This window comes from Streptomyces sp. P17 (assembly GCF_032436805.1).
Lineage (GTDB): Bacteria > Actinomycetota > Actinomycetes > Streptomycetales > Streptomycetaceae > Streptomyces.
Genome location: NZ_JAVRBF010000074.1, coordinates 17,641 through 36,274 on the forward strand (window position 1 = coordinate 17,641; position 18,634 = coordinate 36,274).

16 protein-coding genes and 1 pseudogene are annotated in these 18,634 nt (G+C 68.5%); 11 read left to right on the forward strand and 6 right to left on the reverse strand.

What is annotated here, in order from left to right; genetic code table 11:
* Nucleotides 1-548: 548 nt before the first annotated feature.
* The 3 genes from RMT89_RS34420 (at nucleotide 549) to RMT89_RS34430 (ending at nucleotide 1,960) form a co-directional block, all read left to right on the forward strand.
* Nucleotides 549-1,022 (forward strand): hypothetical protein, encoded by a 474-nt coding sequence (locus RMT89_RS34420; RefSeq protein WP_315887675.1) that lies wholly within the window; start codon nucleotides 549-551, stop codon nucleotides 1,020-1,022.
* A complete protein-coding gene (locus tag RMT89_RS34425; RefSeq protein ID WP_315887676.1) occupies nucleotides 1,019-1,255 on the forward strand; it encodes a barstar family protein in 237 nt (78 codons plus the stop codon). The genes RMT89_RS34420 and RMT89_RS34425 overlap by 4 nt, the downstream gene beginning before the upstream one ends.
* 228 nt (nucleotides 1,256-1,483) lie before the next feature.
* Nucleotides 1,484-1,960: a hypothetical protein gene (locus RMT89_RS34430; RefSeq protein ID WP_315887677.1), complete on the forward strand. Its 477-nt coding sequence runs from the start codon at nucleotides 1,484-1,486 to the stop codon at nucleotides 1,958-1,960.
* On the opposite strand, the gene RMT89_RS34435 is transcribed toward RMT89_RS34430, so the two are convergent.
* Together RMT89_RS34435 and RMT89_RS34440 are read right to left on the reverse strand one after the other, a co-directional pair.
* Nucleotides 1,941-2,129: a DUF397 domain-containing protein gene (locus RMT89_RS34435; protein WP_315887693.1), complete on the reverse strand. Its 189-nt coding sequence runs from the start codon at nucleotides 2,127-2,129 to the stop codon at nucleotides 1,941-1,943. The two genes, RMT89_RS34430 and RMT89_RS34435, sit on opposite strands and share 20 nt — an antisense overlap.
* 13 nt (nucleotides 2,130-2,142) lie before the next feature.
* On the reverse strand, nucleotides 2,143-2,994 hold the full coding sequence (locus RMT89_RS34440; protein ID WP_315887678.1) for a helix-turn-helix transcriptional regulator: 852 nt from the start codon (nucleotides 2,992-2,994) through the stop codon (nucleotides 2,143-2,145).
* Between the two features lie 226 nt (nucleotides 2,995-3,220).
* Here RMT89_RS34440 and RMT89_RS34445 point away from each other — a divergent pair.
* Together RMT89_RS34445 and RMT89_RS34450 are read left to right on the forward strand one after the other, a co-directional pair.
* A pseudogene (locus tag RMT89_RS34445) lies at nucleotides 3,221-3,631 on the forward strand (ATP-binding protein).
* On the forward strand, nucleotides 3,618-3,776 hold the full coding sequence (locus RMT89_RS34450) for a hypothetical protein (protein WP_315887679.1): 159 nt from the start codon (nucleotides 3,618-3,620) through the stop codon (nucleotides 3,774-3,776). The pseudogene RMT89_RS34445 and the gene RMT89_RS34450 overlap by 14 nt, the downstream one beginning before the upstream one ends.
* 129 nt (nucleotides 3,777-3,905) lie before the next feature.
* On the opposite strand, the gene RMT89_RS34455 is transcribed toward RMT89_RS34450, so the two are convergent.
* The gene (locus RMT89_RS34455) at nucleotides 3,906-5,003 is read right to left on the reverse strand and encodes a hypothetical protein (RefSeq protein WP_315887680.1); all 1,098 of its coding nucleotides are present in this window, start codon (nucleotides 5,001-5,003) and stop codon (nucleotides 3,906-3,908) included.
* Nucleotides 5,003-5,659 (reverse strand): hypothetical protein, encoded by a 657-nt coding sequence (locus tag RMT89_RS34460; RefSeq protein WP_315887681.1) that lies wholly within the window; start codon nucleotides 5,657-5,659, stop codon nucleotides 5,003-5,005. The genes RMT89_RS34455 and RMT89_RS34460 overlap by 1 nt, the downstream gene beginning before the upstream one ends.
* A gap of 174 nt (nucleotides 5,660-5,833) precedes the next feature.
* Here RMT89_RS34460 and RMT89_RS34465 point away from each other — a divergent pair, with 174 nt between their 5' ends.
* Genes RMT89_RS34465 through RMT89_RS34475 form a run of 3 tightly spaced genes read left to right on the forward strand, consistent with a single transcriptional unit; the run spans nucleotide 5,834 to nucleotide 11,101 of the window.
* Nucleotides 5,834-10,333: a DUF6531 domain-containing protein gene (locus RMT89_RS34465; protein WP_315887682.1), complete on the forward strand. Its 4,500-nt coding sequence runs from the start codon at nucleotides 5,834-5,836 to the stop codon at nucleotides 10,331-10,333.
* 4 nt (nucleotides 10,334-10,337) lie between these two features.
* Nucleotides 10,338-10,889 carry a hypothetical protein gene (locus RMT89_RS34470; protein ID WP_315887683.1) on the forward strand — a complete coding sequence of 184 codons (552 nt, stop codon included), beginning with the start codon at nucleotides 10,338-10,340 and terminating at the stop codon, nucleotides 10,887-10,889.
* 17 nt (nucleotides 10,890-10,906) lie between these two features.
* Complete coding sequence (locus RMT89_RS34475; RefSeq protein ID WP_315887684.1) at nucleotides 10,907-11,101, forward strand: hypothetical protein; 195 nt, start codon at nucleotides 10,907-10,909, stop codon at nucleotides 11,099-11,101.
* A gap of 114 nt (nucleotides 11,102-11,215) precedes the next feature.
* Here RMT89_RS34475 and RMT89_RS34480 read toward each other — a convergent pair whose 3' ends face one another.
* Both RMT89_RS34480 and RMT89_RS34485 read right to left on the reverse strand, forming a co-directional pair.
* Nucleotides 11,216-12,301 carry a hypothetical protein gene (locus RMT89_RS34480; protein ID WP_315887685.1) on the reverse strand — a complete coding sequence of 362 codons (1,086 nt, stop codon included), beginning with the start codon at nucleotides 12,299-12,301 and terminating at the stop codon, nucleotides 11,216-11,218.
* Nucleotides 12,298-12,939, reverse strand: coding sequence for a hypothetical protein (locus tag RMT89_RS34485; RefSeq protein WP_315887686.1), 642 nt, complete (start codon nucleotides 12,937-12,939; stop codon nucleotides 12,298-12,300). The genes RMT89_RS34480 and RMT89_RS34485 overlap by 4 nt, the downstream gene beginning before the upstream one ends.
* 284 nt (nucleotides 12,940-13,223) lie before the next feature.
* Between RMT89_RS34485 and RMT89_RS34490 the strand changes: the two genes are divergently transcribed.
* The 3 genes from RMT89_RS34490 to RMT89_RS34500 all read left to right on the forward strand — a co-directional run bounded on the left by RMT89_RS34490 (nucleotide 13,224) and on the right by RMT89_RS34500 (nucleotide 18,608).
* Nucleotides 13,224-16,166 carry a BTAD domain-containing putative transcriptional regulator gene (locus RMT89_RS34490; RefSeq protein WP_315887687.1) on the forward strand — a complete coding sequence of 981 codons (2,943 nt, stop codon included), beginning with the start codon at nucleotides 13,224-13,226 and terminating at the stop codon, nucleotides 16,164-16,166.
* Nucleotides 16,163-16,891 (forward strand): A24 family peptidase, encoded by a 729-nt coding sequence (locus RMT89_RS34495; RefSeq protein ID WP_315887688.1) that lies wholly within the window; start codon nucleotides 16,163-16,165, stop codon nucleotides 16,889-16,891. The genes RMT89_RS34490 and RMT89_RS34495 overlap by 4 nt, the downstream gene beginning before the upstream one ends.
* A gap of 994 nt (nucleotides 16,892-17,885) precedes the next feature.
* The gene (locus RMT89_RS34500) at nucleotides 17,886-18,608 is read left to right on the forward strand and encodes a TnsA-like heteromeric transposase endonuclease subunit (protein WP_315887689.1); all 723 of its coding nucleotides are present in this window, start codon (nucleotides 17,886-17,888) and stop codon (nucleotides 18,606-18,608) included.
* The last annotated feature ends 26 nt before the right edge of the window (nucleotides 18,609-18,634 follow it).

Genomic DNA, 18,634 nt, shown 5'->3' on the forward strand with positions numbered 1-18,634 from the left:
CGGACGACCGGCTCGTCCGTGCCAGTACATCGCGAAGACGGCCCAGTCCGCAGTGGGCCGCTGGCACGCCGAGCGCGCCGGGGAAGGCACGGATCGCAGGGAGGTGGACCGTCGCGCCCGTTGGGAAGAGGCCCGCTGGCAGGTGCAGCACGTGATCGCCACGGAACCTGCTGTGGGCGGAGAGGCGAGGCCGTGACCGGTGCGTGCCGGTTGGGCTCGACGCCTCTTCGAGTAGGGCGCGTTCGACCTGCCCGGCGCCCGGACCGACCCACTACGTCTTCACGCACGACGCCGAACTGCCCCTCACAGCCGTGACCAAGCTGCAGGGCAGCGAAGGCGTTGCCAATTCGAGCCGCAGGCCCGCCTGATCGGCAGGACGGACTTCAACGCAGCCGGCAAGAACGGCAACGTAGTCAAGGAGATCTACCATGGCCACGTCCAGTCGGCGTGCCTATCGAAGAGCGTCACACAAGGCGACCTGACCAAGCTCAAGAAGGCGGGAATGATCGACATCGTCAAGAAGCAGCGGGTGCTCCCGCCGCCCTGCGATGACTGACGGCCGAAGCTGGAACTGGGAGACCGGCGAGGGTCTGCTGGGCATCGACGACCCCGCCGAGGTGGACGCGGCGTCCGAGCGCGGCGAGGACTCTCTTGGCGCGGCGGTGATCGGGCTGGCCCTCAACTGCCCGCCGGAGGTGGCCTCGCCGCGAATCCTCCGTGCCATCGAGGTACTGGACCGCTCCCGACGGGACTTCCCGTTTACGGCGGCGGCCCATGTGGCCCGGCTCAACGGCCGCCTGACCCCGGAGCTCTACGCCGCCCTGCGAGCGGAGGGCATGGGCGGTTTCGCCGACCACGCGATCAGGGACACGCTGACGTACGTACCGTTCCGCGTCCTCCCACCGTGGTTCAAGTGGCAGCTGGTGCGCACAACGGTGGCCGACAAACTGGAGTCGTGGCGCCTGACGGCCGCGGACGCGGCGGAGGAGGCCTGGAAGGTCGTACGACGGCGTCGCTCATGAACGGTTGGGTCGTCTTCGTCCCTGAAGGGACGGCCGAGGTGCACCGAGTGCTGCGGGAGCTGGAGGCGAGAGGAGGCCGGGTCCACCACGTCGGCTCCAGCGACCTGATGACCGAGCGGGGGATCTACGACTCGTTCGCCGAAGTCCTCAAGTTCCCTGGCTACTTCGGCCGGAACTGGGACGCGATGGTGGACTGCCTGGACGATCTGTGCGGCGCGGTGACGGGTGGGTAGGGGTCGCCGTCGTCATCGACGAAGCGGACCGACTGCTGGACGCGGAACACTTCCGACGGCGACCTCCTGTACGCGGTTGTCTCCGTAGCCGGGGGAGGTATGGGCGGAGGCCCCGGACTTGGCGCGGAAGTTGGAGGAGACAGTGGCGATGTTGGACGATCTTTCACGGGAGTTGCAACGGTTGGTGGAGGCCTTCCTCTCCTCACGGCCTGGGGAACAGGGAGTCCCATGGAATTCAAGTTCTCCATAGCCGAGAACGAGCCGCCGCCACCCAGTGGCTTCGATCTGGGCCACGTGGACGTGTGGGGCACCGAGGGACAGGCAACCTCGCGGCACCGGCGTCCGGACCAGTCGATGATGATCTGCCTCTCGCTGCCCCTCCTCCTTGACGGCCTGCGGAACTTCCTCCTGGACGGGAACCGCACCAGCTATGAATCCGCCGCGGTCGACTCGTCCTTCTCGCTGAGGTTCTCGCGGCGGAAGGACGACGAGGGTTCGATCGAGACGACCCACGAGGGCGTACTCGTGGACTGTTCGACGACGCGGGATCTCGCCATCGCCGTACACAAGGCCGCCAAGCAGTTCGCCCGGGCCACCCTTCCGCACCTCCCGCCCGATGACGCCGGCCGGGAAGACCTGGAGAAGGCGCTGGCCGAATTCGAGGACTTCCTGGCGGGACGCGGATTTACCGGGTGCTGGCCTTGAGGTTCGTGATGAATGTGGTGAAGACGTCGGTGGGGAAGGAGAGGGGGGTGCGGGAGCGGTCCTTGGTGTCTCGGACGGCGACTCGGGTGTGCAGGTCGGCTATCTCTACGCAGTTATTGCCGTCGCCGCTTCCGGAGTAGGACGACTTCTGCCAGGTGCCGGGGGTCATCACGGCGCTTGCCTCACAGTTCCTTCGACAGCTTGTGGATGAAGTCACGCGAACGAGCGGGGTCGAGTGACACTGCCTCCACCATACGGAAAAGCGTTCGAAAGGTTGCGAGTTGGGCTTCCGAGTCGATGAACGCCGCGCCCTGGGGTGCGTCGCGCACGGCTGTGTCCAACCTGGGGACGGCGCCACCCGCGTACATCATCGCGTTGGTGGCGCCCGCGAAGCCGTCCAGGTCGAAGGGGATCACGCGTACGGTGATGTGGTCCGCCTCCGAAAGTTCCAGGATGCGTGCGAGCTGAGTCCGGGTAGCCGCCCGGTTGCCGACTCGGATGCGCAGTGCGGCCTCGTGGATCACCGCCTTGTACGGGATGGGCCTCGGCCCTTCGATGACTTCTCTCCGTCGCATCCGGTGGCGTACGCGCAACTCACGGTCGGTCGTGGGTAGTTGGGGAACTCGGTAGGAGAAGATCGAGCGGGCGTAGTCCTCCGTCTGGAAGAGGCCGGGGACGTGCAGGAACTCCACGTCGAGCCGGTGCGTCGCGTGGTGCTCCAACTCGGCCAGGTCCAGGAAGGGCGCGGGTAGCTGCCCTCGGTACTCCTCCCACCAGCCTCGCGCCTGATCCGTAGCCATGTCCGCCAGGGCGGCGATCAACTCCTGGTCAGCGCAGGAGCAGTGGGCGGCGAACTGCCGTACGCGTGCCTCGCTCACGCCAGCGGCCCCTGACTCGATCTGGGTCATTTGTGCGGAGTCCGTGCCGATGAGCGCCGCAACCTCCCGGGCCTTGAGTCCTGCGGCCTCACGCAGCTTCCGCAGTTCAGCCCCGAGGCGTACCTGACGTGCGGTGGGTTGCCGCCTGCGAGTCATGGCTTCCTTCCCGTCCCAACTGCCGTCGGACAGTGACTCGTTCGAGGGGAAGATTACTGGGACGGCTTGCGAGGGTACAAATTTTTACCCTACCGTCTGTGATGCGATGCACACCTTGCGAAACCCCGGGCCCCCGGAAGCGCACCGCTCCGCCCTGCCAAGACGGCTGCGGCACTGCCACCGCCCGCCCGCTCGCCCACTCCCTCTCCCCGACAGGAGTTCACCCATGCCAGAAAGCGAGCCCTGGGAGTACACCCTCTACATCCCCCACGACCCCCGAGCAGTCACCATCTGCCGCCGCACCCTCCGCCTGATCCTCACCATGCACGGCCTGATCCGCCTGGTCGACACCGCCGAGTTGGTCGGCGCGGAGCTGGTCTCCAATTCCGTAAGACACACGAAAGGGCCCGCGGCGCTACGCGTCCGCTGATCGGCCGGGGTGCTCCGTATCGGCGCGTGGGACGCCGACCCCGCGCCTCCCGATCCGCCGGAGAAGTGGGAGCGGTTGGGCGGTGAGTCGGAGGAGGGGCGAGGGCTGGCTCTCGTGCGGGCCTGTGCCGACGTATGGGGATGGCAGCCGCTGTCCCGGGACGGCAACCGCGGTAAGTATGTGTGGTGTGACCTTGCCACGGCGTAGCTCGTCGCACGAATGCGATGACGAATCCACGTGCCCGCTCACGCTCCTCTTCGGTCACCCCGTCTTCCTGCGGGCCTACGTCGAGACGACCGCCGAGGACGACTGGCCCCCGGAGAGGCTCGCCGAGCTGGTGCTGGCGGGATGAGCCCATTGGAGACCACGGATGAGATCCACGCCCGCGTGAACGCCTGCTCCGACCCGGACCAGCCAAGGGCATGGGCTCTACGGGTGCCGTTCGCGACCGACCTCACGGAATTGTTCGGCGAGGACCCTCTCAGCGGTTGATCGCCTGGATCTCCTGCACGTTCATGTCCTGCGTCGTCTCGAACGTGCCGTTGGGCAGGTCGCCGTTCGCGCCGCCCGTTCCCTCCCAGGAGATCTCCCAGGTGATCGAGGCCTTCAGCTGGTACGGCTGTCCGTTCGTCGCACGCAGGTAGCGGATCCCGCACGGCGGCGTCTTGTCGGCGTTGCCCGCCTTGTACGGCGTACCGATCGAGCCGTCGCCGCTGATCTCGCAGTCGCCGGAGGCGGGGTACACCTCGGCGTCCTCCGTGCCCGGCTCCAGGTGCAGGGCAACCGGCTTGGCCGTTGTCTCCGCCCAGATGCCGGTCCCAGGGAGCTCGGCGCGCACCGAGACCTCCTTGAACGTGCCCTTGTCCAGCCACACCCAGGTCGGCAGGTTGACCGTCGACTTCGCCGCCGGCTTCAACTCGACGTCGGTCTTGGGCACTTGGATCTTGGCGTAGGCGTACGCGGCCAGCGTCTCCGGCGTCGGCGCGTTCTCGTCGTCCGGGATCGTGCCGGCGTCCTGCCAGAACATGATGCGGCCGCAGTCCCACGCCTTGATGTCGCTCTCGCGGCCCTTGCGGACCACGCTGCGCCAGAACATGCCGTCCTTGCCGATGTTGTAGTTCTTGTAGCCCTCAGCGGTGCTGCTCGTCGGCGAGTTGAGATCGAAGTTGTCCTGCGCCTCACCCTTGTCGTAGTGGTCGACGAAGATGCCGGACGTCCACCACTCATGGGCGTTCACGGCGCCCAGACCACCGTTCTTCTCCAGGTCCTCGACCGCGGACTTCAGCGCCTGGGGCGTGAAGACCGGCTCGTACCAGCACACCGGCGGCTCCCAGTTGGGGTCGACCGAGGTCAGCTCGTCCATCGAGCCCTGCTCGGTTCCGCCACCGGAATGGGTGATCTGGATACGGGACTGGGAGACGGAGGCGAGAAGGGTACGGCCGTCCGCGTCGCCGGTCGGCTTCTCGGAGGGGCCCGGCGTGGTGCCGCCCACGGGCTTGTCGGCGTGTGCCGTGCCCGCGGTCCAGAGCACGGACCCCGCGGCCAGGGCCACGGCCCACCTGACGCGTCCGGACGGCATCAGCCTCGGCATTCCTCAGCCTTACCCGCGACGGTGATCTGCTGCGCGCGCCACACCGGTGAGTCCTGCTGCGAGGCCATGAGGATGCTGAACTTCTGGTAGCTGGCCAGGCTCTCCTCGGTGCGCTGGACCTTCCCGGTCTTCACTTCCTTGCCGTAGGCCTTGGACTGGTCCTCGCAGAACGTGACGAGGACGGTCTTGGCCGCCTTCGACCCACCGGCCGCGTCGGTCTCGGCCCGGTAGTAGCGGTCCTCGCCGGTGACGGTCCAGCCGCCGTCCACGTACGACTCGATCTGCGACTTCGCATAACGGGCCGCGCCGGCGCCCGAGTAGAACTTGTACGCGGGGTCCTCCGGGTCCTGCTCGGTGATGCCGTAGTTGAGCGCTCGGATGTAGTTCGCGGCGTCATCGAGCGCCGCCGCCTCATCCGCATCCGCCGGCTTCTCGAAGTCGAAGACCAGCTTCAGGTCCTTCGGCAGGCTTACGTCGGGCCGCTCCACGTCGGCCGCCGCCGACGCCGTAGGCGATGGACTGCCTGTGCCCGTATCGGCACCCTTGATGTCATCCGGCGAGTCATCGCCGCCCCCGCCACAGGCGGAGAGCAATAGCGCCGCGGCCAGCGTCGCGGCGGTGGTGGTCAGAGTGCGGCGGGTCACGGAGTTCCCCCTGGTGTCGACTGCAAGCGGCAACGACGCTATCAACCCGCGAGTAGAGAGCCCCTGAGCGGCCGTAGGGGATTGTGTGGGGAAACTTCGCCTCGAACTGCTGTGCCTTGTATGTTCACGTGTGCATACGGTTGTTGGTGATGCGCACGTGACGGGGGTTGCGGTATGGCGGGGCATCGGCCCACGGATTGGCATGTCCTGGACCTGGACAAGGATCCGGTGCCCGGGGACCCGCAGCAGGTCCGTCAACTGGCCAAGAAGCTGCACGACTTCGCGGACGACGTCTCCGATGCGCTGCGGTTGGTCAAGGGCATGGCCGGGGAGGGCGCTCTCGCCGAGTGGGCGGGCAAGTCGGCGGATGTGTTCAAGGAGGACTTCGCCGATGTCCCGAAGAATCTGAAGAAGCTGAAGACGTCGTACGAGATGTGCGGCGATGCGCTGGCGGATTACTGGCCGAAGCTGGAGCGGGCGCAGGCGCTGGCGGACCGGGCGCTGGCGAGGGGGCGTGAGGCGCAGGCGGATCTGTCGTCGGCCAAGTCCCGTCTCTCCACTGCCGATTCGTGGGTGACGCGGGCCGGCAAGGAGGCGGACAAGTACAAGGACGATCCGACGGGAAGTAAGTCCGCCGACAAGCCGGACGAGGCGAAGGTCCGTGCCGCGACCCGGGATGTGCAGCAGGCGGAGAGCGCGCAGGCCAATGCCCGCGGGGATGTCGCGGACGCGCAGGGTGCGTTGGACGCGGCGAAGAAGATGGCCGAGGACGCGCGCAAGATGCGCGAGGAGGCTGCCAGGACCGCGAAGACGAAGATCGACGAGGCGTCGGACGCCGGGATCCAGAACCGGTCGTGGTGGGAGGACATCGGCGACTGGTTCGTCGACAACTGGGACACCATCGTCGCCGTGGCCAAGGTCGTCGTCGCGGTCGTGGGCGTGATCGCGATGATCATCGGCGGGCCCATCCTCGGCGCGATCGTGCTGGTCGCGGCGCTCGTCGTGCTCGCCGACACGCTCTACAAGTACTCCCAGGGCCGTGCGTCCCTGTGGGACGTCGGACTCGCGGCCCTGGACTGCATACCCGGCATGAAGGGGCTCACCACGCTCGGCGGACTCGCCAAGGGGCTCAAGGGCGGCATGGCGGCGGTGAAGGGGATCAAGGGCGGCCTGAAGGGCATGGGGCTGGCCCTGCGCGGCCTGGGCAAGAACGCGCGCACGGCCATCGCGGACGGGGCCAAGGGGGCCTACAACCGTGCCAAGAACGCGGTCCGCTCCAAGGGTAGCGACCCGATCGACATGGCCACCGGCATCATGTTCTTGCCGGAGACCGATGTCACCCTGCCCGGCAGTCTGCCGCTCAGCTTTACCCGCCGTGCCGCCTCGGACTACCGCTGTGGCTGGTGGTTCGGCCCCAACTGGGCTTCCACTGTCGACCAACGTCTGGAGGTCGACGAGCACGGAGTCGTGTTCGTGACCGAGGACGGGCTGCTCCTCGCCTTTCCTCACCCGGCCGACTCGCAGGATCCGGTGCTTCCAGAGGCTGGACCGCGTATGCGGCTGACCCGGCTCGACGACGGCGGTTATCGCGTCGACGATCCCCTCACTGGCCTGAACCGCAGTTTCGGCGCGCCTGTCGACGGTGTCGCCCTCCTGGAGCGGATCGCCGACCGCAACGGTGATGCCATTGAGTTCGACTACACGAGTGAGGGAACTCCGCTCGCCATTCGGCATTCCGGCGGGTATCACCTCAAGCTGACCGTCGACGACGGACGCGTCACGGCGCTGCGTCTGACCGGCGCGGGCGAGGACGGCGCGGACGTCACACTGCGCAGCTACGGCTATGCAGAGGGTCTGCTCACCGCGGTCGGGAACGCCGGCGGTGCGGAGATGAGCCTCACCTACGACGACCGACAGCGCATCACGTCCTGGACCGACCGCAACGGCCGTAGCTACTCGTACACGTACGACGCCGCGGACCGTTGCGTGGCCGAGGGCGGCGAGGCCGGGCACCTCAGCCTCACGCTCGACTACGACAGCACCGACGCCGCCTGGGCCGGCGCCCGGATCACCAGAGTCACCACCGCCGAGGGTGCCGTCAGCAGATTCGTCGTCAACGACAACTGCCAGATCGTCGCGGAGATCGACCCGCTCGGCGGCACGACCCACAGCATCTGGAACAAGCACCATCAACTGACGTCCTGGACGGACGAACTGGGGCACTCCACCCACTGGACGTTCGACGACCTCGGCCGTCTCCTGAGCGCCACACGTCCGGACGGTACGACGATCCAAGCCGAGTACGACGCCCAGGGCAATCTGTTCGCCATCACGCGCCCCGACGCTCAGGTCCTGCGCAGGGAATACGACAGACGCGGCAACTGCGTCACGGTCGTCAAGCCCGGAGGTGCCACGACCAGGTACACGTATGACGACGCCGGTCACCTGTCTTCGGTCACCGATCCCACGGGAGTGGACACCCAGGTCCGGTGCGACGCGACTGGGCTTGCCGAGCACGTCACCGACTCCTTGGGCGGCGTGACCCGCTACGCCCACGATGCCTTCGGCCGAGTCACGGCCGTCACCGATCCACTGGGCCGTACGACCCGCATGGAATGGGGCGCCGACGGCGAACTGCTGCGGCGGACCGAGCCGGACGGGGCGGCGGAGGTGTGGACGTACGACGGCGAGGGCAACCGGATCAGCCACACCGACGCCATGGGCGCCGTAACCCGGTTCGAGTACACCCATTTCAACCTGCTCGCGGCGCGCACCTCACCCGACGGCGCTCGCCACTGCTTCGAGTACGACCCCTCGCTGCGGCTGCTCGGTGTGAGCCGATCGGACGGACGACGCTGGAGCTACGAGTACGACGTAGCCGGACGGCTCGTCGCGGAGACCGACTTCGACGGCCGTACCCAGACCTATCGTCATGACGCCAAGGGCCAGGTCATCGCGCGTACCAACGCCCTCGGGCAGACGGTCCGCATGACCCGGGACGTGTTCGGGCGCATGGTCGGCAAGGACGCGGACGGCGCGGTCAGCACGTACACCTATGACCTGAACGACCGGCTGTGCATGGCCGAAGGCCCGGACGCGACGGTGACGTTGGTGCGTGACCCGGCAGGGCGGCTGCTCTCGGAGACGGTCAACGGCCGTACCAGCACCTTCAGCTACGACGCCGCAGGCCGGCCACTGAGCCGCACCACACCCACCGGTGCGGCTAGCGCGTGGACCTACGACGGCCGTGGTGATCGCGCCCGGATGCACATCGCCGGCCGCGCACTGGCCTTTGAGCACGACGCGGCACGGCAGCTCCTGTCCCTCGGTGTGAACGACAACCTGTCGCTGGCGAGTGCCTATGACAGCGCCGGAAGGGTCGCGGCGCAGTCCGTCGTCACCGGCGACGGACGTACGGTGCACGATCGTTCGTACCGATACCGCGCCGACGGACACCTCATCGGGGTCGACGGGCCGAATGGCGAGCACCGCGCGTTCGAGCTGGACGGGGCCGGTCGCACGACCGGTATTCGTGCCGAGGGCTGGACGGAGTCCTACGCATACGGCGCCGACGGCTCACAGACAGTGGCGGCCTGGCCGGACCGGCATCCCGGTCAGGGCTCGGCGGGCCGCCGCGACCTCGAAGGCACCCGACTACTCCGGGCCGGTGCCACCCGCTACGTCTACGACGAGCAGGGGCGGCTGGTGCGGCGGCACCGTAGCCGTCTCTCCCGCAAGCCGGAGACGTGGATCTACACCTGGGACGCTGAGGACCGGCTGAGGTCCGTCCGCACCCCTGACGGCACGGTCTGGCGGTACCGGTACGACCCGATGGGCCGCCGCACAGCCAAACAGCGGCTGGAAGCCGACGGCACCACTGTGGTGGAGCAGACCGACTTCACCTGGGACGGGGCCACCCTCTGCGAAGAGATCACTACCGGCTCCGCACGCCCGCATGCCGTGGCGGTGTCCTGGGACCATGACGGGGAACGGCCCATCACCCAGATCGAGCGGCTCCTCGGCGCTTCCCACGAGGAGATCGACACACGTTTCTTCGCCATCGTCACGGACCTGGTCGGCACCCCCACCGAACTGGTTGACGAGGACGGCCACATCGCCTGGCAGGGGCGCAGCACCCTGTGGGGCATCACCGCTTGGCGCGGGGGCAACAGTGCGTACACGCCGCTGCGCTTTCCTGGTCAGTACTACGACTTCGAGAGCGGTCTGCACTACAACTTCCACCGCTACTACGACCCGGAGACGGCTCGCTACGCGACCCCCGACCCGCTCGGTCTGGGCCCCTCGCCCAATCCATTCCTCTATTTCGTCGATCCGCTGCTCTCGGCGGATCCGCTCGGCCTCTACGAGATAGGAAAGGCCGATCCCGCAAGCCAGGCAGGCAATCTGCCGCTGATCGCCGACAAGATCGCCGCACACGGCGACATCAAGAAACGCGGGATTCCGGGCGTCGACGACCTGGACGTCCCCGAGCACCTGGAGGACCTGATGACAGGCTCGCCAGGCATTCGAATGCGCAGCACCCCGTCGGGGATCCCTCGTTTCGCCTGGTGGGACGATGCCACAGGGACCATGCTCATCCGCGAGGGAGACAATGGAACCTTCATGCAGCCCGATGGTGGTTACGAGTACTTCATGAAGCAGTTGAAGGAGTGAGAGGGTGACAGGCTCAACGGGACACGGCGGCCGGGCTCGGCGCGGCAAGAAGCGGGCACCCTACGACGTGTTCTGGGCCGCACCCGAGACCAAGGCCGCCTGGGACGAGCTGACAGAACCGGTTCGTGAAGTGATCGCCCGGTGCGATGCGCAGCGGCTGGAGGTCGAGAGAGCGCGGGTCGCACCACACCTGCGTGAGAAGCTGACGGCCCCTGTGTACTCGGTGGCGGACCGGTTCGCGTCGTGGGAGCGACTGGTGCGCCGGATGGAGCCGGGCTGGTCGAGCGACGACTTCTACCCCATCAGCGCCTACGACAACGACCTGGACTCTCGGGACGGGTTGCAGGATGTGATGTCCGCCCTGCCCCCGGAAGTGCACGACGGCGTCCTGGGGAAGTTGCTGGAACGCCTGGACGCACGGTTTTGCGCTGCCAGTGTCCCGGATCCGGAGCGATCGTTGCGCCCATGGGTCCGCCCGGCGCAGGACAGGCCCGAGGCCGAGCTCGGCGAGTGGTGGAAGCGCAAGCCGGTGCGCATTCCGTGGGACGACGCCTGAGCAGGAGAGCGGCAGCCGTGCACCTCGTCATCGAGCCGCGGTTCGCACGGGCGCACTGGGGTGACGGAGTTGGCCGCTGGCACGCCGAGCGCGCCGCGGCGGGCGCGGGCCGCAGAGAGGCGGACCGTCGCGCCCGCTGGGAGGAGGCCCGCTGGCAGGTACAGCACGTGATCGCCACGGAACCGGTTCCGTTCGGAGAGACCCGGCCGTGACCGGTGCGTGCAGGTCGATCACAGCGTCCTGCTCCGACCCGGACCAGCTAAGGGCATGGGCTCTACGGGCGCCGTTCGCGACCGACCTCACGGAATTGTTCGGCGAGGACCCTCTCAGCGGTTGATCGCCTGGATCTCCTGCACATTCATGTCCTGCGTCGTCTCGAACGTGCCGTTGGGCAGGTCGCCGTTCGCGCCGCCCGTTCCCTCCCAGGAGATCTCCCAGGTGATCGAGGCCTTCAGCTGGTACGGCTGTCCGTTCGTCGCCCGCAGGTAGCGGATCCCGCACGGCGGGGTCTTGTCGGCGTTGCCCGCCTTGTACGGCGTACCGATCGAACCGTCGCCGTTGATCTCGCAGTCGCCGGAGGCGGGGTACACCTCGGCGTCCTCCGTGCCCGGCTCCAGGTGCAGGGCGACCGGCTTGGCCGTCGTCTCCGCCCACAGGCCGGTGTTGGGGAGCTCGGCACGGACCTTGACCTCCTGGAACGTTCCCTTGTCCAGCCAGACCCAGGTCGGAAGGTTCACCGTGGACTTGGCGGCAGGCTTCAGCTCCACCTTCGTCTCGGGGACCTTCACCTTGTTGTAGGCGTATTCGGCGAGCGTCTGAGGAGTGGGGGAGTTCGGGTCGTCCGGGACTTCCCCGGCGTCTACCCAGAACATGATCCGGCCGCAGTCCCAGGAGTCCGGGTCGCTGTCGTCGGGAGCGACACCGCGCCAGAAGTAGCCGTCCTTGCCCTCGTTGTAGTCCTCGTAGCCCTCGGCGACGCTGTTGGTCGGTGAATTGAGGTCGAAGTTGTCCGCCGGTTTTCCGTCCCGGTAGTGGTCGGTCCACAACTCCTTGCCCCACCACGACTCGTGGATGCCGACATCGCCTCCGCCGTCCGTGTCCACGAACCTCTTGAGCTGGGCGGGCGTGAAGGCGGGCTCGTACCAGCACGCGGGGGGCTTCCAGTTGGGGTCCACGGTGCCGAGATTGCCCTCCTTGCCGCCGCCGTCCCCACCGCTCACGTACTTGATACGGATGCTGGAGACCGAGGCGGACAAACCGCCCTTGCCGTCGGTGCCGCCGCCCTGTTCGTCGGCGGGCGGCACATTGGTGTTGTCCGTCGGGCCCGCGGCGTACGTCGTACCGCCGGAGTACAGGAGGACCGCGGCGGTCAGCGCCGCCGACCAGCGAACAGCGGATCGCGCCCGCGTCATCGCTTGCACTCCTGCACGCGGCCCTGCACCTCGATCTGAAGGACCTTCCAGATCTTCTGGTCCCCCTGCGGCGGCTTCATGAGGAGGCGGAACTCCTGGTAGTCGTTCAGGCTCGGCTTCGTGTACTTGACCTTCTCCGTCTTGACGTTCTTGCCGTAGAACTTGCCCTGGTCCCGGCACATCGTGACGAGCACGCCTCCAGAGCTGGCGACGTCATCGGTCTTGGCCTGGTAGTAGCTGTCCGTGCCGGTCGCGGTCCACTCGCCGTCCACATACGCCTGAATCTGCGTCTGGGCATACTTCGCGGCGCTGCCCAGCGAATAGAACTGGTACGCCGGGTCCTTGGGATCCTGGGCCGTGATCCCGTGGTTCAGCGCCAGGATGTAGTTCTCCGCGTTTTCCAGGGCGGCGGCGTGCTGCGCGTCCGATGGCTTCGTTCCGTCGAACTCGACCTTCAGATCGCTCGGCAGGCTCAGATCCGGGCCGGCGTCGTCCGCGGCAGCTGTGGCGGATGGACTGCCCGACCCCTTGTCCGCACCCTTGATGTCATCCGGCGAATCCCCGCCCCCACCACAGGCGCCAAGCAAAAGCGCCGCGGCCAGCGTCGTGGCGGTGGTGGTCAGAGCGCGGCGGGCCACGGAGTTCCCCCTGGTGTCGACTGCATGCGGTCCGGTCATCGAAGCTATCAAGCGCGAATAGAGACCCCCTGAGCGGCAGTAGGGGATTGTGTGGGGAATGTGAGGAGTGAGGTGCGATCCCCGTGACCGGCAGGGCAACTCGGGCTTTTCGGACGGGTGGTGGCCCCCGCGCGGTTCTCTTCGGCTCCGCCCTTCGACGCCCCCCGGACCAGTCCATAAGATCTCTGTAGGCTCAGTAGACCCACCACGCCCACCCCGCTGAACACAACCCCAGGACACCTCCCATGCCGCGACGCCCAAGTTCGACGGGAAGCCCGACGGGAAGCCCGACCACCCCGCGGAACCGGACCCCGCAGCCCGTGCGTGTGCACCGGCGTTCCTTCGGGGACTTCGTCAAGGCGTTCCTCGCGTTCGTCGCGCTGCTCGTGCTGGTCGTCGGGGTGCCGGGCGCGCTGGCCACGCAGCTGGGGTGGCCGGTGCCCAGTACGTGGGACCCGCAGGAGTGGCTGACGAACGAGCTCAGCGTCGGCACCTTCCTCGGCATCCTCACCTTCTTCGTCTGGCTCGCCTGGGCCCAGTTCACCGCCTGTGTGATCGTCGAGATGAAGGCCGCGCTGTCGGGCGTCGGGGTTCCTGGCCGCGTACCCGGCGCCGGGCCCAGCCAGCTTCTCGCCCGGCAGCTCGTCGCCGCGCTGCTGCTCGTCGGCGCCACCGCCGCCAGCCTCACCCCGGGGCTCTCCCAGCTCGGGCAGAGCCTGGACACCAACCAGCGCGGTACCGTCGCCGCCGCCCAACAGACCCCCGGCGGCGGACTCTTCGCCCAGCAGCAGGAGCAGGCCGCCTCCACCGCCGCCGCCCTCGCCGAGCAGGCGTCCCAAGCGGAAGCGGCCCCGAGCACCACCAAGGACGGCGACACGAAGTACTACCGGATCCAGCCCCCCGAGGGCCGCCACCACGACTCCCTCTGGGAGATCGCCGAACGGCACCTCGGCGACGGCCGCCGGTACAAGGAGATCTACCAGCTCAACAAGGACCGCGTGCAGCCCGACGGCAGCAAGCTGTCCGAGGCCAGCCTCATCCGGCCGGGCTGGATCATGGAGATGCCGGGCGATGCGCGCGGTGGCGACCTTGTCGAGATGCCCGACGAGGCTCCCAACGTCTCGCCGGAAGTGGAACAGCAGATCCACGATTACGCCAAGACCGGCGGCGATCGCGCTCAAGGCAGCGGCGGCGGCGCCTCCCAGGTCTCCCTCCCCGAGCAGCGCCCCGCCCCCGACCAGCAGCCCGCCGGGGACCAGCAGCAGGCCCCTCAAGCCACCACCCCCACCGCGCAGTCCGACGGTTTCGGCCTCCCCGAAGCCCTCCTCACCGCCCCCCTCCTCGCCGCCGGCCTCCTCGGCGCCCTCGGCCGCAGGCGCCGCCAGGCGATGTGGCAGTCGGCGCTCGGTTCCGTCGGTGGCCGGCGCGGTATGGAGCCCCCCACGCCCACCGGCGACGCCGCCGACGCCCAGGACGCCCTCCTGGTCGGCGCCGACCCCGAAGGCGTACGGCTGCTGGACCGTTCCCTGCGCGGGCTCGCCGCCTCGCTCGCCGAGGAGTCGCGCGCGCTGCCGACCGTGTATGCCGCCTGGCTCAGCAACGGCGATCTGCATCTGCAGCTCGCCCAGCCGGCCGGGAAGCCGCCCGCCCCCTGGCAGCTCGGGCAGGACCAGACCTTCTGGATGCTGGCCCGCAGCGATGCCGAACGGTACGAGGACGGAGACACCGCCGCCCCGTACCCCGGCCTCGTCAGCCTCGGCACCATGGACGACTCCCGGCTGCTGCTCAACCTGGAGGCCGTGCCGGGCATCGTGTCGCTGAGCGGTCGTGAGGCCGACCGAGCCGCCGTGTTCGCGTCCGTCGCCGCCGAACTCGCCACCAACGGGTGGTCCGACCGCATGACCATCACGCTCGTCGGATTCGGGCAGGACCTCACCCCCCTCGCCCCCAACCGCCTCCGCCACCTCGACGGCATCGACGACCTCATCGAGACCATGGAGGCCGAGACCCGGCAGCGGCGCGGGGCGCTGGGCGCGGCCGGTCAGGATTCCGTGCTCACCGGCCGCACCGGGCCCGCCCAGCACACCCGTTGGGCCCCGCATCTCGTCCTGCTCGCCGCGCAGCCCTCCGCCGAGGACGCCGTCAAGCTCGCCGAACTCGCCTCCGACGCCAGCCGGCTCGGCATCGGCTACCTCGTCGGCACCGAGACCGGCGATCTGCCCGGCGCCTCCTGGGAGATGGAGATCACCGGCCAGGGCAAGCTGCTCGCCCCCCTGCTCGGTCTGGAGCTGGAAGCTCAGCTTCTGCCCACCGCCCAACAGCAGGCGGTCGTCGAGCTGTTCGTGCAGGCCGACCCCGACCAGAACCCCGACGGTCCCGCCCACACCCCGCCGTTCCTCGTCGACATCAGCGAGCAGGGGCGGCCCGCGGTCTACGCCCGGCTCGTCGGCCCGTACGAGATCATCGGCCTCGACACCCCGGACGGCGACCGCAGCGCCCTGCTCCACGAGGCGCTCGCGCTGCTGCTGCTGCACCGCGAGGGCGTGCACCCGCGCGTGCTGTCCTCCGCGCTGTGGCCGCGCGGCGTCACCGAGGACGTGCGCGACGCGCTGCTGGAGCGGCTGCACGCCTGGCTCGGCACCGACCCGGACGGCAGCCCCCGGCTGCGCACCGACTCCACCGGGCGGCTCACGCTCGCCAAGTCCGTCGTGTCCGACCTCGATGTGCTGCGCTCGCTCTACCACGAGGCCACCCAGGGGCGGGGCATCAACAGCCGGCAGGTCCGCGGGCGGCTGCTCACCGACGCGCTCGTGCTGGTGCGCGGGCCGCTCCTCGCCGACCGGCCCGAGGGCCGCTACCGCTGGCTCACCCACGAGATCATCGACGCCCAGCTCCCGCTGCTGGTCGCGGACATCGGGCTCGCGCTGTCCGCGTTCCACCTGGAGAAGGACCGCGCGGAGAAGGCCATCGAGGCGCTCACCGCGGCCCTGAACTCCGCGCCCGCCGACGAGCGCCTGTGGCACGAGCTGCTGCGCGCCACCCACGCCACCGGCGACACCGCCCGGCTCCAGGCGCTGGCCGCCGACCTCATCACCCGCAGCGGGGCGCGCGGGTTGCCGCCGCGCACGGAGGCGCTGCTCGACGAGCTGCTGCCGAACTGGCGCTCCGGCGCCGTCGCGGCCGGATGACCGACCTTCTCCTGGTGATCGCCGCTGCACTCTGGGGTGCGGCGGCGGGCGCGTTCCTGCCGCGCGCCGGCTACCGTTTCTCCGCCCCGTCCGGCGAGCCCTGGCGGGACGGCTGCCCGCAGGGGCATCCGGTCCCCGGCTGGCTCGGGCGCGCCCGGTGCACGAGCTGCATGACGGCATACGGCTCCGGCGTCGCCCCGCTCTCCCTCGCCACCGCCCTCGTCTGCGCCGCCCTCGGCGCCGCCACCGGCACCCGCCCCGAACTGGGCGTCTGGCTCCTCCTCGCCCCCCTCGGTGTGCTCCTCGCGGTGGTCGACTTCCGGGTCCAGCGGCTGCCGGACCCCCTGACCCTGCCGCTCGCGGCCGCCGCGCTCGTGCTGCTCGGCGTGGTCGCCCAGGTCCCCGAGCACACGGGCGAGTGGCTCACCGCCCTCTACGGCGCCCTCGCCCTCGGCGGCGGCTACTTCGTCCTCTTCCTGATCAACCCCTCCGGCATGGGCTTCGGCGACGTCAAGCTGGCCCTCGGCATGGGCGCGGTCCTCGGCTGGTACGGCTGGTCCACCCTCATGCTCGGCACCTTCGCCGGCTTCCTGCTCGGGGCGCTGTACGGCGGCGCCCTCGTCGTCGTACGGCGGGCGGGGCGCAAGACGGCGATCCCGTTCGGCCCGTTCCTGATCTCCGGGGCTTTTCTGGGGCTGCTGATCGGGGCGTACTGTAGCGTCTAGTTTCTGATGTCCCTTTCCAGGCGTTTGTGGCCCATGTCTGGCCCGGGGGACAGGAGAGTTGGACGTGGGTGTAGCTCTTGTGGAGGAAAGGGCTACACCTGTCGGCAGTCCGGTAAAGGGCGCGGCGCGGCGGCTACCAGCGATCTCCGCCAGCAGAGTCCCACCAGGCGGGCTTGGACTCGCGCAGCGGGCCGGGCGGAGTGTGAGCCCGGCCCTGTGGCTTAGGTGTTGCCTGGACGATGCGGTATCTCACCGCGTCACGCTGCTTCTGGTCCGGCTTGCGCACCTTCGGCGGCTCAGATGCTTCCCGTTCCCGACGTTTGTGACGCTCTTCTTCCAGCCGTGCTATGCGCTTACGCGCCCGCTCCTGGTCTTCCTGCTGCTGTTTGGCCATTGCCTGCCGGTAGCAAGGTCGGCAGATCGGCTTCCCTCCGAGGCTCCATACGGTCGATGCTCGCCTGCTGCAGTCCGTCTGGCTGCATGAGTCCCGATAGCAGTTTTCGCACAACCGTCTTCCGCCGATGGTCCATAGGCGTGACGATTGTCTGGTGCATCTTTGGCACTTGGGCTTCGCACTACCTCGCATGCTCCCCCTCCGTCTGCTGGTGGTCGGGTTCCTCGCGCCTCGGTGGCTGACGGGGGCGCGGTTGGGCGAGTCGGGCGATGCCGTCAAGGTCAATGGCACGGCGGGCCCACAGTGTTGTCGCCTTTCTGCTGGGAGATTAGCTGGTGCAGCTACTGGGCGGGCAGTCCCTGGAGCTTCTCCATCCACGAGGCCATGGCCGTCACCCGACACCACGACGATCCAGTAACCAACTCTGGTCAGCAACCAGGCAGGTCAAAGCTCCCTACGGGAGAGCTGCATCCCTTGGACGTACAGATGTGCTGGCGTTCCCCTGTTCCGGCGGAGATGCTGCTTGTCTCTACTCCGCATAGTGACTACCTGCCATGGTGTTGATCGATTGGCGGCAGCGCGCGGGGGCGGGAGTCGGGCGTGCACCAGGTGATCGGGGAAGTATCTGTACGCCTGCGGCAGCAGGACGGTCTGGTCGACGAGAAGCGTTGGTCACCGCAGCTGCATGTCGATGCGTTTCGTTCGGTGGTGCCATGGCGGACGTTCCGGTGGTGGCACGGGCAGAGGCACTACTCGGGCACGTATTGGTCGTCGACGATGCACGGCCACGTGATCTATGAGTCGCGACTGGAGCTGACGCGGCTGCTCTATGCGGACTTCGCCCCGGAGACGAAGGGCGTCTTGGCTCAGCCGTTCCTTCTTGCTGCCGACGTGGCCGGGAAGACGTGCCAGCACATCCCTGACTTCCTGATTCTTCGGGACAGCGATGTCCCGCTGGTGGTGGACGTCAAGCCCCGACGGCTCCTGGGCCGACCCAAGGTGGCCTTCTCCTTCGGTTGGATGAAGGAGGTGGTGGAGTCCCGCGGGTGGGAGTTCCAGGTCTGGTGCGAGCCGCCCGACGTGGAGCTGACGAACGTACGGTTCCTGGCCGGCTATCGACGGGACTGGCTCTTCGATCCTGAACTGATCGCCGAGATCTGTGGCACCGACCTGGACGGTGCGACGCTCGGAGATGCCTTCCGGGCCTTCCCGCACCACCGTCCGGAGCTGGTACGGGCAGCGGTGCTCCACCTGCTATGGCGCCAGCACCTGCCCTCTCTGTCAGCCTTGGGTGAGACGCCCCGCTTCGTCGGGTTAGCCTGAGAGGGCACGACAGGAGAACCACCCCC

Excerpts from the sequence above, each read along its gene's own strand:
- RMT89_RS34465 (WP_315887682.1), top strand. The coding sequence starts at position 5,834 with ATGGCGGGGCATCGGCCCACGGATTGGCATGTCCTGGACCTGGACAAG.
- RMT89_RS34490 (WP_315887687.1), top strand. The coding sequence starts at position 13,224 with ATGCCGCGACGCCCAAGTTCGACGGGAAGCCCGACGGGAAGCCCGACC.
- RMT89_RS34435 (WP_315887693.1), bottom strand. The coding sequence starts at position 2,129 with ATGACCCCCGGCACCTGGCAGAAGTCGTCCTACTCCGGAAGCGGCGAC.
- RMT89_RS34480 (WP_315887685.1), bottom strand. The coding sequence starts at position 12,301 with ATGACGCGGGCGCGATCCGCTGTTCGCTGGTCGGCGGCGCTGACCGCC.
- RMT89_RS34455 (WP_315887680.1), bottom strand. The coding sequence starts at position 5,003 with ATGCCGTCCGGACGCGTCAGGTGGGCCGTGGCCCTGGCCGCGGGGTCC.
- RMT89_RS34430 (WP_315887677.1), top strand. The coding sequence starts at position 1,484 with ATGGAATTCAAGTTCTCCATAGCCGAGAACGAGCCGCCGCCACCCAGT.
- RMT89_RS34495 (WP_315887688.1), top strand. The coding sequence starts at position 16,163 with ATGACCGACCTTCTCCTGGTGATCGCCGCTGCACTCTGGGGTGCGGCG.
- RMT89_RS34420 (WP_315887675.1), top strand. The coding sequence starts at position 549 with ATGACTGACGGCCGAAGCTGGAACTGGGAGACCGGCGAGGGTCTGCTG.
- RMT89_RS34440 (WP_315887678.1), bottom strand. The coding sequence starts at position 2,994 with ATGACTCGCAGGCGGCAACCCACCGCACGTCAGGTACGCCTCGGGGCT.
- RMT89_RS34425 (WP_315887676.1), top strand. The coding sequence starts at position 1,019 with ATGAACGGTTGGGTCGTCTTCGTCCCTGAAGGGACGGCCGAGGTGCAC.